Annotated in this window: 13 protein-coding genes; 1 reads left to right on the top strand and 12 read right to left on the bottom strand. The window is 68.3% G+C overall.

Features of this window, described 5'->3' with window-relative positions; all coding sequences use genetic code 11:
• Positions 1-4: 4 nt before the first annotated feature.
• Genes acsF through bchF form a run of 12 tightly spaced genes read right to left on the bottom strand, consistent with a single transcriptional unit; the run spans position 5 to position 13,308 of the window.
• Positions 5-1,078, bottom strand: a complete 1,074-nt coding sequence (gene acsF / locus AAFN86_RS04195) for a magnesium-protoporphyrin IX monomethyl ester (oxidative) cyclase (RefSeq protein WP_347541969.1) — start codon at positions 1,076-1,078, stop codon at positions 5-7.
• Positions 1,075-1,395 (bottom strand): hypothetical protein, encoded by a 321-nt coding sequence (locus AAFN86_RS04200; protein WP_347541970.1) that lies wholly within the window; start codon positions 1,393-1,395, stop codon positions 1,075-1,077. Before AAFN86_RS04200 ends, acsF begins: the two co-directional genes overlap by 4 nt.
• Positions 1,392-1,835 (bottom strand): photosynthetic complex assembly protein PuhC, encoded by a 444-nt coding sequence (gene puhC / locus AAFN86_RS04205; protein WP_347541971.1) that lies wholly within the window; start codon positions 1,833-1,835, stop codon positions 1,392-1,394. Before puhC ends, AAFN86_RS04200 begins: the two co-directional genes overlap by 4 nt.
• A 12-nt stretch (positions 1,836-1,847) precedes the next feature.
• Complete coding sequence (gene puhB / locus AAFN86_RS04210; RefSeq protein ID WP_347541972.1) at positions 1,848-2,498, bottom strand: photosynthetic complex putative assembly protein PuhB; 651 nt, start codon at positions 2,496-2,498, stop codon at positions 1,848-1,850.
• The gene (puhA, locus tag AAFN86_RS04215) at positions 2,495-3,265 is read right to left on the bottom strand and encodes a photosynthetic reaction center subunit H (protein WP_347541973.1); all 771 of its coding nucleotides are present in this window, start codon (positions 3,263-3,265) and stop codon (positions 2,495-2,497) included. Before puhA ends, puhB begins: the two co-directional genes overlap by 4 nt.
• A 16-nt stretch (positions 3,266-3,281) precedes the next feature.
• On the bottom strand, positions 3,282-4,721 hold the full coding sequence (locus AAFN86_RS04220; RefSeq protein WP_347541974.1) for an MFS transporter: 1,440 nt from the start codon (positions 4,719-4,721) through the stop codon (positions 3,282-3,284).
• Positions 4,718-5,410 carry a magnesium protoporphyrin IX methyltransferase gene (gene bchM, locus AAFN86_RS04225; RefSeq protein WP_347541975.1) on the bottom strand — a complete coding sequence of 231 codons (693 nt, stop codon included), beginning with the start codon at positions 5,408-5,410 and terminating at the stop codon, positions 4,718-4,720. Before bchM ends, AAFN86_RS04220 begins: the two co-directional genes overlap by 4 nt.
• Entirely contained in the window at positions 5,410-6,297 is an 888-nt protein-coding gene (gene bchL, locus AAFN86_RS04230) for a ferredoxin:protochlorophyllide reductase (ATP-dependent) iron-sulfur ATP-binding protein (RefSeq protein ID WP_347542384.1), read from the bottom strand. The genes bchM and bchL overlap by 1 nt, the downstream gene beginning before the upstream one ends.
• 8 nt (positions 6,298-6,305) lie before the next feature.
• Positions 6,306-9,926 (bottom strand): magnesium chelatase subunit H, encoded by a 3,621-nt coding sequence (locus tag AAFN86_RS04235; protein ID WP_347541976.1) that lies wholly within the window; start codon positions 9,924-9,926, stop codon positions 6,306-6,308.
• Positions 9,901-11,430: a ferredoxin:protochlorophyllide reductase (ATP-dependent) subunit B gene (gene bchB, locus AAFN86_RS04240; RefSeq protein ID WP_347541977.1), complete on the bottom strand. Its 1,530-nt coding sequence runs from the start codon at positions 11,428-11,430 to the stop codon at positions 9,901-9,903. The genes AAFN86_RS04235 and bchB overlap by 26 nt, the downstream gene beginning before the upstream one ends.
• 4 nt (positions 11,431-11,434) lie before the next feature.
• On the bottom strand, positions 11,435-12,718 hold the full coding sequence (locus tag AAFN86_RS04245) for a ferredoxin:protochlorophyllide reductase (ATP-dependent) subunit N (RefSeq protein ID WP_347542385.1): 1,284 nt from the start codon (positions 12,716-12,718) through the stop codon (positions 11,435-11,437).
• Between the two features lie 2 nt (positions 12,719-12,720).
• Positions 12,721-13,308, bottom strand: a complete 588-nt coding sequence (gene bchF / locus AAFN86_RS04250; RefSeq protein ID WP_347541978.1) for a 2-vinyl bacteriochlorophyllide hydratase — start codon at positions 13,306-13,308, stop codon at positions 12,721-12,723.
• Positions 13,309-13,559: 251 nt separating this feature from the next.
• Between bchF and AAFN86_RS04255 the strand changes: the two genes are divergently transcribed.
• Entirely contained in the window at positions 13,560-14,498 is a 939-nt protein-coding gene (locus AAFN86_RS04255; protein WP_347541979.1) for a cobalamin B12-binding domain-containing protein, read from the top strand.
• Positions 14,499-14,577 lie beyond the last annotated feature (79 nt).

Consider the following 14,577-nt stretch of genomic DNA (forward strand, 5'->3'; position numbering starts at 1 on the left):
GGGACTACCAGCTCGGCGCCAGGCGTATCTCGGCCGGCAACGCCTTGCGGCGGCCAGGGAGCATGTACAGATGCGCGAACTGCACCGCCGCGCGCGCAGCCAGGCCGGCCCGCCGCAGCTTGCCGCCGATGCCGGTGGCGGCCTTGGCGGCGAGCATCCGTTCGCTGGTCACGCGCAGGCGCTCCATGCGGGTATGGAAGGCGGGGTTTTCCACATCGAGCGTCACCGGGAAGACCTGCTCGCAGATCGCCGAGGTGATGCGGAAGACCTCGTAGTCGTAGTCCGTCGGCGTCATCCCCAGCGCTTCGTGGAAGGCGGGGCGCTGGTGGTCGCGCACATACATCGTGGCGAAGACGGCCAGCTGGAAGAACTTCACCCAGAGCTTGTTGGTCCCTTCCAGCAGCGCCGGGTTGGCGCGCATCAGCAGGGCGAAGGCCTCGCCGTGGCGGAACTCGTCGTTGCACCACTCCTCGAACCAATTGAAGATCGGGTGGAAGCGCCGCTCCGGATGCCGCTCGAACTGCCGAAAGATGGTGATGTAGCGGGCATAGCCGATCTTCTCCGACAAGTAGGTCGCGTAGAAGATGAACTTCGGGCGGAAGTAGTGGTACTTCTTCGCGCGCGTCAGGAAGCCGAGATCGACGCCGATGCCGACATCCTTCAGGCTGTCGTTGATGAAGCCGGCATGGCGGGCCTCGTCGCGGCTCATGAAGCCGAACAGGTCCTTCATGTCCTGGTTCGTCACCCGCTTGCGGATTTCCGCATAGAGCACGCACCCGGAAAATTCCGCGGTCACGGAACTGACCAGGAAATCCATCAGCTCCTTCTGCAGCGGTGCGGGCAGCGCCTTGATGTCAAAGGCGTCGAAGGCGTCGGTGCGGACGAAATGGCCCTTGTTCGGGTCCGCGCGAAACTCGGCGATCAGCGCGTCCCATTGGGCCCGCACGGGGCTGACGTCGATCGCGTCCATCGCCTTGAAGTCCGTGGTGTAGAAGCGCGGGCTGAGGGCCGTCTCGGTCAGCGCGCTGCGCGTCGCCTCATTGACCTTCGTGCGGGGCGCAGGGGTCACGGCGTTCATGCTGCCTCCTTGGGCTCGAAGCCGCAGTGATAGAGTTCGGTGAGTTCGAACAAGGCGCGGAACTCGGTCCAGACACGCTCGATGCCGCTCGCGCGGATGACGGTGGCGCGGCAGGTCATGATGCGGCTTTCGCCAAAGGGCACCATCGTCGGCGCGCCATGGACGATCACGCGGTCGCCGGGCCGCAGTTCGATGTCCTCGGGAATCGCGTGGGCATGCAGGCTGTCGAAGCTCTGCTCGATGTCGACGCTGCAGGTGATCTCGATGCGTCGCTGGCTGCCGAAGGGCAACCAGGATGTCAGGCCCTCTGCGCTCATCGGGTCGCCCTTTCCTCGGTCAGCAGTCGTATGAAGGCTTCCGCCTGGGTGTGGCCGAAGGCCTTGATGTCGATCCGGCGGCCGGTCGCGGGGTCGTCGAGGGTCAGCCGACCATCGTCCCAGGCGACCAGGCGGAACGGGATCTCCGGGCCATGCGCCTCGCGCAGCCTCTCGCGCGCCATGCCGCGCAGGGCGGCGCGGATGAAACCGTTGGTGCCCGGGTCCAGCACCGCGAACGCGGTTTCATCCGTGGCATCGCGCACCGTCACCGCGCCGTCGGCTCGATCCTCGAAGACCAGTTGGCGTTGCCGCAGGGCGCTTGCGGCCTCGGGCGTGCGCGCACCACCGATCAGGGCAATGCCGATCGTCACGGCCAGCAGCGCCGCGACACCGAACAGCGGTGCCGAGGGAAAGCCGCGGTCGCGCGCCTGGCTGGCCATGAGCTTGCTCCCTCAGGCCGCCGCCGCCGCTTCCGGGCGCGCGGCATGGTCGTCATCGATCCGTGCGCCGTGCAGCGCGCGCACCGGCATGGACGCGGAGGCGGCAAGCGCCTGCGCCAGTGCCCGTGCGGCCGCTTCCGCATCGGTGAGCGCCCGCAACACCGGCTCCGGGCTCGACACGCGCAGCATCCGCAGATGTGGCCAGAGCGCGAAGTAGGACGCGCGGTGCCCCGGCAACAGGCGCAACAGGATGTCGCCGGTGCCATCGCGATGCTGGCGCAGATCCGCCGAACGGATGGCCGCGTAGGGAATGTTGACGGTCATCGGCAGGGCCACGCCGACACGCATCACGATGCGGCGATTGGTGATGGTGTAGAGCGTCGTGCGCGCCGCCAGGCTGCCGAGGCCGAGCAGCAGCACGATCGGCACCGCCCCGAGAGCGACCAGCCGCAGGGCGCCCAGCGCGGCATCCTGCGGATCTGCGCCCCAACCGGCGGCGAGGTACCACAGCGCGAGCAGCGCGAAATAGGCTGCCAGCGCCCGCAGGTGGAAGGCGTGCAGGGCCAGCGGCCGCCACCGCGGCGCACCCTGCCAAAGGATCGTCTCGCCCGCCGGCAGCCGTTCCGGCAGGCCCGGGACCGGCTCGCTCTCATGCTCCCTCATAGCACGGGCCCCAGCCGGCCCGGCGTGGCGTAGAGATGGCCCGAGGCGAAGTAGGCCGCGATACGGTCCTCCTCCCGCAGCGTGATCTGCGTTGGCTCGCGGGTAGCCGGTGCGGCGGCAAGCTGCGCCGCGGTCACCGAGGCGAGGTTCACGCGCCGGCGGCGATGGTCGATGCGCACCAGCGGCATCGGCACCAGCACATGGCGCGGCCCCGTGGCGGAGGCCACTTCCACCTCAAGGTAGCGCAGCGCCATGTCGGACCGGTCGATCCAGCCATCCACCACCGTGCCGCCGGCGTTGTGGTCGAAGCCATAGACCGTCATGCCGCGCGGATCTGGATCCTCGCGCTCGATGGAATACTCCGGCGCGGTGCGCAGCGGCACGATCTTCGGCACGGGCGCGTCGAACATCATGTCCGGCACGTCATGCCGCATCGCATAGGCGGCGGGCCCGACGCCATCCTGCATCGGATCGCCGGTCGGCTGCAGCGGCGCGCCCGGGAAGCCGGCAACGGGCCGCGCCGCCAGCGACGGTTCCTCCTCGCGCCGCGGCACCTGCACGGTGCTGCCATCGGCAAGGCGGAAGGCCTTGGGCGGCGGCATGGCCGGGAAGCCCTGGACCATCACCCGGGCCCCGCGGTCCGAAACCAACGGGTAGCCTTCCCGCTTGTCCTCCCGCCGCAGATAGAAGATGAGCCCGGCGAAGAAGATCCAGAACGCGTAAAGCGCGATCAGGGCCAGGTCGATTGAGCCGACGACGTTGCGCATGGCGTGCTCCGCTATGTCACGGTGCGGTCCGCGATTCGGCGACGCCGAACCGCGATGGAAGCCTCGCCTGGTCCACCCGTGCCCACTGCACGAGAGGCCCAAGCGCGACCAGGGTGGCGAACAGCATCACGATCTCGATCCCATAGACCGTGCAGTAGGACGTGGCCGGCGTGATCAGCGCCGCGCCGAGGCCGCCGGCATCGGCCAGAGCCGCGATGCCGTCGCGCAGGAATCCGCCCATGGCGATGGCGACGCCGGCCGCGGTTGCCTGCGCGGCGCCCCAGGCGCCAAGCGCAAGCCCGACCTGCCCTTGCGGCGCGGCCGTCATGAAGGCGGTCAGCGTCGCATGGGCGAAGCACCCGGCCCCGAGGCCGACCGCGAGCGTTCCGACACCGAACACCACGGCGCTTTCCATCGGCGCCGCGAAGATCACGAGCGCGAATGCCAAGGCGCCCAAAAGAGTGCCGGTTCCGGCGACGCGATAGGCATCCACGTCGCGCCCGATCGCGCGCGCGCCACCGATGAAGCCGATGATGCCGCCGAGCGCGAACAACGCCGTCAGGGTCGTCGTCGCCGCCACGCCAAGTCCGAGCACCTGGCCACCATACGGTTCGAGCAACACGTCCTGCATCGAGAACCCCGCCGTACCGAGCGCCACCGCCACCAGCCGCCGGCGCCACGGCCCGGTGCCACGCAGCTGCCGCCAGCTCTCCATGAATCCCGGTCCATCGCCGCGCCCGCGCGTGCGGGACGGATCCCGCGCCTCCTGCTTCCACAGCGCGACGATGTTGAGCAACATGGTCGCCACGGCCGAGCCCTGGATCACCTGGATCAGGCGGAGCTGGCTGAATTCCATCAGCAGCGCACCGAACAGCAGCCCGGCAACCAGCATGCCAAGCAGCAGCATCACCGACAGCAGGGCGACGACGCGCGGCAGGCTGCGCGGCGGCGCGAGGTCTGCCGCCAGCGCCAGGCCCACCGTCTGCACCATGTGCATCCCCGCACCCACCAGCAGGAAGGCCAGGGCGGCCGCGACATGCGCCGCCCAGACCGGCCCGTTGCTGTCGCCCGACAGCAGGATCAGCGCGAAGGGCATGATGGCCAGGCCGCCGAACTGCATCAGCGAACCGAACCAGATATAAGGCACGCGCCGCCAGCCCAGCACCGAGCGATGCGTGTCCGACCTGAAGCCGATCAAGGCGCGGAATGGTGCGAACAGCAGCGGCAGCGACACCATCGCGGCCACCAGCCCGGCCGAGACGCCAAGCTCCACGATCAGCACGCGGTTCAAGGTGCCGATCAGCAGCGCCGCCGCCAGGCCCACCGACACCTGGAACAGCGACAGGCGCATCAGGCGTCCGACCGGCAGCTCCGGCGTGGCCGCATCGGCGAAGGGCAGGAATTGCGGCCCAAGCCGCGTCCAGGCCCGCGCGAGGATGGCGCCGCCGAGGGTCATGTCCGCAACACCTCCATCGCCTGGGAGACGTAGAATCCCCGTGCGATGCGGCGCCCGCGGCCCACCATGGTGCGCCCGCCGCCGGCCAACATCGTCGACAGCCGGTCATGGCGCACCGGCTCGATCGCCGGGGCGCGGTCGCCGCGCGGGAAGAACCGGCCGGCGGCATGCATCATCGACAGCAGCGCGGTGCGCGGCGCGAAGGTGAACAGCACGGATCCGCGCGCCCGCGCCGCGAGCTGCTCCACCGCCGTCACCATGTCGGCCGCGCGGTAGTGGATCAGGCTGTCCATCGCCACGACGTGATCGAAGCGGCCGAGCCCGGGATCGAGCATGTCGCCGATCGAGAAATGGACTTCCCCGGCGCCCTGCCGGCCCTCGGCGCGTTCGCGTGCCAGGCCGATCAGCGTGGGAGAGATGTCGACTGCCGTCACGCAGGCGCCACGCCGCGCCGCTTCGACCGCAAGCGCGCCGGTGCCGCAGCCGGCATCGAGAAGCCGCATCCCCCGCATGTCCTGCGGCAGCCACGACAGCAGCGTCGCGCGCATCTCATCGCGGCCGGCGCGCACCGTCGCGCGGATGCCGCTGACCGGCGCGTCGGAGGTCAGGCGCTTCCAGGCATCGGCCGCGGTGCGGTCGAAATAGGTCTCGAGCTCGCCCCGGCGGGCACGGTAGCTGGCGGAGGTCATCAGTCGAACCCCAGCAGGTCGAAGATCTCGCGATCCTTGAGAGGCGCCGCCTCCAGCGTCTCGGTCCCTTCCCACAGCGATGTCGCCAGCCGCAGGTATTCCCGCTGTGCCAGCAGCACTTCGGGCGATTCCTCCATCTCGAAAAGCGTGGCCTTCTTCAGCCGCGACCGGCGGATGGCGTCGAGGTCGGGGAAATGCGCCAGCGTCTTCATCCCCGTGGCGCGGTTGAATCGGTCGATCTGGTCGGTGCCGGCGCTGCGGTTCACGATCACGCCGCCAAGCCGCACGGGATAATTCTTCTCCTTCGTCTTGATGGCCGCGACGATGCGATTCATCGCGAAGATAGAGTCGAAATCATTGGCCGCCACGATCAGCCCGCGATCGGCGTGCAACAACGGGGAGGCGAAGCCGCCGCACACCACGTCGCCCAGCACATCGAAGATGACGATGTCGGTTTCATCGAGGAGGTGATGCTCCTTCAGCAGCTTCACCGTCTGGCCGACCACATAGCCGCCGCAGCCCGTGCCAGCGGGCGGGCCACCGGCCTCGACACAGAGCACCCCGCCATAGCCTTCGAATACGAAATCCTCGCGCCGCAACTCATCCGAATGGAAATCGACCGCCTCCAGCGCATCGATCACCGTTGGGGCGAGCCGCTTGGTCAGGGTGAAGGTCGAATCGTGCTTCGGATCGCAGCCGATCTGCAGCACACGCTTGCCGATCCGGCTGAAGGCGACGGAAAGGTTGGAGGAGGTGGTGCTCTTGCCGATCCCGCCCTTGCCATACACGGCGAAGACGCGCGCCGTATCGATCCGCGAGGCCGGATCGAGATGCACCTGCAGGCTGCCTTCGCCATCGCCCTCGGTCATGCCCGGGCGGGGCCGCATCACGACAGTCATGTGGCCGCTCCTTCGGTGATGCCTTCCAGGCGGTCTTCAAGTTCGTCGCAGGCCCGGCGAAGCGCATCCATCATGCTCGGATCCGGCTGCCAGTAGCGGCGCTCATGCGCCTCGATCAGGCGGTTCGCGATGCGGGCGGAGGCGGTGGGATTCAGCTCCGCCAGCCGCCGGCGCATCGTCTCGTCGAACATGTAGGTCTGCGCCAGGTGCTGGTAGACCCAAGGGGCCACCGCGCCGGTGGTGGCGGACCAGCCCAGGGTGTTGGTCACCTGCGCCTCGATGGTCCGCACGCCTTCATGCCCATGGGCCAGCAGCGGTTCGATCCATTTGGGATTGAGCGCCCGCGTCCGCGTCTCGAGCGCGACCTGCTCGGCGATGCTGCGCACCTTCCCCTCGCCCCGGGTCTGGTCGCCGACATAGGTGCGGGCCGCCTGCCCGCGTACCGACTGCACGGCGCGGCTGATGCCGCCGAGCGTGTCGAAATAGTGATCGACGGTGGTGATGCCGAGCTCGATGGAATCGAGATTCTGGTAGGTGGCATCGACCGTGCCGAGCATGTGTTTCAGCACGGAATCATTCCGGTGAGGCCGCCCGGACAGCCCATAGGCGAAGCCCTTCCGGCGTTGCCAGGCGTCGCCAAGTTCAGCCTCGTCGGTCCAGCTGCCGTTCTCGAGGATGTGGTTGACGTTGGCGCCATAGGCACCTTCGGTGTTGCCGAAGACCCGCAGGCTCGCTTCTTCCAGCGTGCCTCCATGCGCCGCCTGGAAGGCGAGCGCGTGGCGACGCACGAAGTTCCTGGTAACAGGTTCATCGGCGGAAGCCGCGAGGAAGGCCGCCTCCGCGAGCAGTTTCGTCTGCAGCGGCAGCAGGTCGCGGAAGATGCCCGACAGCGTGACCATGACATCGACCCGTGCCCGCCCAAGCCGTTCAAGCGGCACGAGTTGCGCGCCGGCCAGGCGCCCGTAGCTGTCATGCCGCGGCTCCGCGCCCATCAGCCACAGGGCCTGGGCGATCGGACCGCCCTCGGTCTTGAGGTTGTCGGTGCCCCACAGGACCACCGCGACCGTCTCGGGCAGGGCACCGTCGTCCTGAAGATGCCGAGCCAGGAGGCGTTCGGCCTGCCGCGCACCGTCCTCGACCGCGAAGGCGGACGGGATGCGGAAGGGATCGAAGCCGTGCAGGTTGCGCCCGGTTGGCAGCACATCCGTGTTGCGCAGCAGGTCGCCACCCGGCGCCGGACGGATATAGCCGCCGTCCAGTGCATGCAGGATGGCCGGCAATTCGTGATCCTTGGCCAGAAGCCTGTCCAACTCCGCGCGCCGCACTGGATCGACGATACCGGCCGCGTCGAGCGTTTCCGCCCGCTGCGCCGCGTTCGGCGGCTCCCCGACCACATGCAGCCCATGCGGGATCAACGCGTATTCAAGTTCGAGCAGCTTGTCCGACAGGACCAGGATTTCGGCGGGCGCGGTGTCGCCCCAGACCGGCTCGGCCTGGGCGAGGTCCACCTGGCTGGCCTGCGCCTGGATCAGCCCCGACAGAACCGCCCGTGTCCCGACATCGGCGTCCTGCGGCAGGCCACGCCAGCGGTCGATCGAGGATTTCAGGTCCAGCAGCCCGCGATACAGTCCGGCATGCGCGACGGGCGGCGTCAGGTAGGAGATCAACGTCGCCGCCGCGCGCCGCTTGGCAAGCGAGCCTTCCGACGGATTGTTCGAGGCATAGAGGTTGATGTTCGGCAGGTCCGCGATCAACCGGTCCGGCCAGCACTGGCCCGACACGCCCGTCTGCTTGCCTGGCATGAATTCAAGCGCGCCATGCATGCCGAAATGCAGCACCGCATGCGCGCCGAAATCCTCCCGCAACCAACGGTAGAAGGCGGAGAAGGCGTGGGTCGGGGCGAAGTCCTTCTCGAACAGCAGGCGCATCGGGTCGCCTTCCCAGCCGAAGGTCGGCTGTATGCCGATGAAGACATTGCCGAGTTGCAGGCCGTATACGAGCACCGACGATCCGTCTGTCTGCACGCGCCCCGGTGCTGGTCCCCAGGTGGCCTCGATCTGCGCCAGATGCTTCTCGCGCCGTACATGGTCGTCGGCCGGGATCAGGGCGGCGACGTTGCAGGGTGCACCGTAGCGGGCGGCGTTTCCTTCGAGCACGACCGAGCGCAGCGCGTCCACGCTCTCCGGCACGTCGATCCTGTAGCCGCCATCGCGCATCGCCAGCAGCGTGCGGTGCAGTGATTCGAAGACCGAAAGATACGCCGCCGTGCCGGTGGCACCGGCATTGGGCGGGAAGTTGAACAGCACGATGGCGACACGTTTGCCGGCGCGCTCGGTCCGGCGCAGCGCCACGATCTTCGCGACGCGCGCGGCGAGCATCTCGACCCGCTCGCGATGGGGGACCATGCCGCCGGTGTGGGCAGCGTCGTCGCCGCCGCCTGAACCGCCCACGCCGCCGCGGCCACCGAAGGTAATGGGCGCGATGGCGCCGTCGAGCTCGGGGATCGCCACCATCATGGTGGCCTCGACCGGCGTCAGTCCGCGCGCATCGCCTTCCCACTGGCTCAGGGTTTGGAATTCCAGCGGATGCGCGGCGAGATAGGGCACGTCGATCCGCGCCAGCATCTCCTCCGCCGCATGCGCGTCGTTGTAGGCAGGCCCGCCGACCAGCGAGAAGCCGGTCAGCGACACCACCGCATCGACCGTGCTGCGGCCGTCGCGCAGGAAGAACTGCTCAATCGCTGGGCGTTGATCGAGGCCGCTGGCGAAGGCCGGAACCACCGTCATGCCGCTGGCTTCCAGCGCCGCGATCACGCCGTCGTAATGGGCCGTGTTGCCGGCCAGCAGGTAGGACCGCATCACCAGCAGCCCGACGGTGCCGGCGCAGCCCTCGCGCGGCAATGACGTCACACGGTCAACAAGCCGACCCTTGGCGCGCGGATGATACAGCCCGACATCGGGATACTGGACCGGTGCGGCCACCTTCATCGAACCTGCCAAGGCCACCCGCGGCCCCGAGGCGTAGCGGTTCACCAGAAGACGCATCAGGTTCGCGAGGTTCTCCCCGGTGCCCGCCAGCCAATATTGCAGCGCGAGGAAATAGGCCCGCACATCCTGCGCAGTGCCCGGGATGAAGCGCAGCAGCCGCGGCAGTTCACGCAGCATCTTCATCTGGTCGCGGCCCGAGGCATGCGCGCCGGGCTTGCGATGGCCGCGCAGGCGCTTCAGCAGCCCCGTGATACCGCGCGCCTCGGCAGACATGTCGAAGCGCCCGAGCCTGGTCAGGCGAACCACTTCCCCGGCGGACAGGCAGCACAGCATGGCGTCGCAGGTGTCGCGCCGGGCGGTCAGCGCCGGCAGCACGGCCCGGATATGATCGTCAAGGAACAGCATGGTGGTGATGACGACATCGGCACGGGCGATGTCGGCGCAGCATTCGGCCAGCGCATCGGCATCCGACGCCCAGCGATCCGCCGCGTGCATCACCACGGACAGTCCGGGCATGTCGCCGCGCAGCGCATCCTCGGCCTGCTGGACCACGCCGGCGAGGTGGCTGTCCATCGTCACCAGGACGATGCGCAGGGGAATGCGCTCAGCGTGAGAAGTGCGCTTTGGCATCGTACAGCGTCTCGACGGTGATGGTGGTGAGGCCGGCGTCGGCGGCGTAGCTCTCCGTGTTGCGGCGCGCCTTGCCACGCACGAAGAACGGGATCTTGCGCAATTCCTTCTCGGCATCGGGTGCCCAGCGCAGCGCTTCGACCTTGGCGAGCACGACCGGGGCAGGGGCCGCGGCCGTGGCGCCAAGATGCGAAGCGCCGGCATCGTCGTGGAACTCGAAATCGTCGCGGAACATGTGCAGCAGATGTTCCTCGAGCCCCATCATCAGGGGATGGACCCAGGTATCGAACAGGACGTTCGCACCCTCGAATCCCATCTGAGGCGAATGGCGCGCCGGGAAATCCTGCACATGCACCGGCGCCGAGATCACCGCGCAGGGAATGCCGAGCTTCTTGGCGATATGCCGTTCCATCTGCGTGCCAAGCACTAGTTCCGGCTGCGCGGCGGCAATGGCGGCCTCGACGGCAAGGTAGTCGTCGCTGATCAGCGCCTCCAGGCCGTAGCCAATGGCCGCGTCCCGCACGTCGCGTGCCTGCTCGCGGCTGTAGGTGCCGATGCCCACCACTTCAAAGGCCAGCTCCTGCGCCGCGACACGCGCCGCGGCGATGGCATGGGTCGCATCGCCGAAGATGAAGACGCGCTTGCCGGTGAGATAGTTCGAATCCACGGAGCGCGAGTACCAGGGGAGGCGGGACGTCTCCTCCGCCAGCATCGCCGTGGTGTCGATCCCGGCCAGCGCGCCGACTTCCGCGATGAAGTCGCGCGTGGCGCCGACGCCGATCGGCACGGCGCGGGTGCGCTTCTGGCCGAAGCTGCGTTCCAGCCAGGCGGCCGTCTGGTCGGCAACCTCGGGATAGAGCACGACGTTGAAATCCGCCGCGCCAAGCCGCGCGAGATCGGCCGGCGTGGCGCCGAGCGGCGCGACGACGTTCACCGCGACACCGATGCGCTCAAGCAGACGGCGGATCTCGACCAGGTCATCGCGGTGGCGAAAGCCGAGCGCTGTCGGGCCGAGGATGTTGCAGCGGGGGCCGTCGGCAGCGGCACGCGGCACACTCGCCTGCGGTCCGGCGAAGGCACGCACCAGGCGATACAGCGTCTCTGCCGCGCCCCAGTTCTCCTTGCGCTGGTAGGATGGCAGTTCGATCGGCACCACCGGCACCGGCAGCCCGAGCGTACGCGCCAGCCCGCCGGGATCGTCCTGGATCAATTCGGCGGTGCAGGACGCACCGACAAGCATCGCCTGCGGCCGAAAGCGATCGAAGGCATCGCGCACCGCAGCCTTCAGCAGCTCCGCCGTGTCGCCGCCGAGGTCCCGGGCCTGGAAGGTGGTGTAGGTGACCGGCGGGCGCTTGGCACGCCGTTCGATCATGGTGAAAAGCAGATCGGCGTAGGTGTCGCCTTGTGGCGCGTGCAGGACGTAGTGCAGTTCCTCCATCGCGGTGGCGACACGCATCGCCCCCACATGTGGCGGCCCTTCATAGGTCCAGACTGCGAGCTGCATGGCGCTACACCGCGAGCCGCGCGCGCCGCGCAAGCGGCCGGACGAACAGTTCGGCAAGGTCGCCCGCCTGCTCGTATCCCTGGATAGGCGAGAAGACGAGCTCGATCGACCACTTGGTCGCAAGCCCCTCGGCTTCGAGCGGATTGGCCAGGCCCAGGCCGCACACCGTCAGGTCGGGGCGCGATGCGCGGAAGCGGTCGAGCTGGTTGTCGACATGCTGGCCCTCGCTGATCAGCACGCCGGCCGGCAGCAGCGCCAACTCCTGCGCCATGTGCTCGCGGTGCAGGTAGGGCGTGCCGATCTCGACCGGCACCATGCCGAGTTCACGCGATAGAAAGCGCGCGAGCGGTATCTCCAGCTGCGAGTCGGGGAAGAACCCCACCCGCAGGCCGGACAACCGCTCGCGCCGGTGAGACACGGCGCGTCGGGCGCGCTGCTCACCGAAGGCGGTGGCCTCATGGAAGGCGTGGGGAGTAACGCCCCATTCTTCGGCCACTGCGCGAAGCCAGAGTGTGGTGCCCTCGGCGCCGAGCGGAAACGGCGCCGCGATGCGATGCGCGCCGCGGTCGCTCAGCGCCCGGGCGGTATCGGCGAGGAAAGGCTGGGCCAGGATATATCGGGTGCCCGCACCGACCGGCGGCAATTCCGCGGCGCGGCGGGGCGGCAGGAAGTGGACCGGGCCAACGCCCATGGTGTCGAACAGGCGTCGGAACTGGTCCTCGACCACCTCGGCCAGCGCACCGACGACCAGCAGCGAGTGCGTGGCCGCCCCCGCCGCCGACATCTCCGGCACCAGCGCGGCAAGGCAGGCATCCTCGCCCTGCGTGAAGGTCGTCTCGATCCCGCTGCCGGAGTAATGCAGCACGCGCACTTCGGGCAGGAAGCGCCGGGACAGACGCTGCGCCGCCTGGCCAAGATCGAGCTTGATCACCTCCGACGGGCAGGAGCCCACCAGGAACAGCAGCTTGATGTCGGGCCGCCGGGCGAGCAGCGCGTTGACGATCCGCTCCAGCCCCTCATTGGCGTCGGCAAGTCCGGCGAGGTCGCGTTCCTCGATGATGGCGGTGGCGAAGCGCGGCTCGGCGAAGATCATCACGCCGGCGGCCGATTGCAGCAAATGCGCGCAGGTGCGGCTGCCGACCACAAGGAAGAAGGCATCCTGGATCTTGCGATGCAGCCAGATGATGCCAGTCAGGCCGCAGAACACCTCACGCTGGCCGCGTTCACGCAGGATGGTTGGCTCGCCGCAGCCCGCGGCGCCGTCCGACGCGGGTCTTGCAGCGGCCAGGGTCACGATGCGAGCCCGCCGGATGCGAAGTGGCGTGGTTCGTCGCGCCGGGCCGCGCGCAGCTTCATCAGGAATTGCGTCGCGTTGATGACGTAGGCGCCGTAGGCCGCCAGCGCCAGCAACATCTGCATCCGCGCATCGCCGATGCCCGCCAGCACCGCGACCACATAGGCTGTGTGCAGCGCGATCACGAGCATGCTGAACACGTCCTCCCAGAAGAAGGCGTGCGCGAAAAGATAGCGGCCGAAGACCTCCTTCTCCCAGATCGCACCGGTCACCATGATCGCGTACAGCGCCAGCGTCTTGATGCAGACCGACACGGTCGCCACCGCAAAGCCGTCGCCGGTCGCGAGGAACCGCAGCACCAGACCGAGGCTCGCGAGGAAGACGCCGAATTGCGCGATGGCCAGGACGCCCTGGACGCGGGTCCATGGCGAGTGGTCGCGGCGTACGCGTTGTTCCGGCGTGTAGAGCGGGGAAGGCGGCTCGCGCCAAGCGTTCGGCCGGACGACGGCTCGGCCGGTCGTGCTGCCCCAGGGGCTGCAATCCAGCGCGTTGATCAGAGGATCGAGGAGCCGTGTTGTAAGCATCTCTTGACAACGCTCCGTCAAACGCGGTCCGCTTCGCTTAACAGGACGGACAGGGGCTGAAACCAGCCGCTGCCAGGGGGAAATGATGATCGAGAAGCCTCAGGCCTCCATTTTCGGTCATTGCGCCCTCCCCAGGCGAAGCGTGTTCCAGGACGCTAGAGCGGCGCCGGATTGAGTGTCAAGCAATATGGACGTTCGAAAAACTTGACACTTGTTGGACGCCAGTCTGAAGTCAGCGGCGGGAGAGTGGGATGGTCGACAAAGCGATGTCCGCTTCGCAGTCCATGGTTCAGCCGGATGACAGGCCCGATGCGGGTGCCGGTTGGCGCCCGGATGACGGCGGGCCGTCGCTCCGCTCATCAAGGGCCGATATCGCCGACGATGATTGCTGCGCCGAGACCGCTCCCGCACGACGCATCATTCTTCTCGCGAAGACCATCGAGCGCGACGTCATTCCACGCCTGGTGCTGGCGCACCGGGCTGCGCCGGCCGCGCCATACATCGATCGATCGCCGAGCCCGCTGCCGACATCCGAGGATATCGCGACGCTCACGGCGCTCGCCATCCGTTCGGAACTGAAGGATGTCGAGGCCTTCGTCGATGGCATACAGGCCGCCGGCATCCCGCTCGACCGCATCTACCTTGATCTGCTGGCCCCGGTGGCCCGTCGGCTGGGTGAGATGTGGGAAGCCGACGAATGCGATTTCGCGACGGTGACCATGGGCCTCGCCGCGCTGCAGCAGGTGGTGTTGAACAGTGGCCGGCGCTTCACGCAGGCGCCGCAGCGCCCGCGCGAGGGGCGACGCGCCGTGCTCGCACCGACGCCTGGCGAAACGCACACCTTCGGCCTGGTGATCGTTGCGGAGTTCTTCCGCCGCGCGGGCTGGGAAGTCTGGAGCGGGAACGGCGCTTCCCTGCCGGAGATCGTTGCCAAGGTCCGTGGTGAGCCTTTCGCGATCGCGGCCTTCAGCCTGGCCAGCGAGGACCACCTCGCAGCCCTGGCCAATCTGATTCACCGGGTACGGCGCGCGTCGCTCAACCGGGGTATCGGGATTCTCGTGGGGGGGGCCATCTTCGCCGAGCGCCCCGGCCTCGTCTCGGATATCGGCGCAGATGCGACGGCGGCGGATGGCGAGGAAGCAACACTGCAGGCCGAGACACTCCTGGCCATCAGCGACTTTCGGGTGTGAATCAAGCTGCCGCGATCCCGTCGCGCGTGCAGAATTGACCTTGGGGAGGGTCGGATTGTCTAAGGCATCCTCAGGAATG

The sequence above is a fragment of the Roseomonas sp. CAU 1739 genome, from assembly GCF_039839775.1.
In the GTDB taxonomy this organism is placed as follows: domain Bacteria; phylum Pseudomonadota; class Alphaproteobacteria; order Acetobacterales; family Acetobacteraceae; genus Neoroseomonas.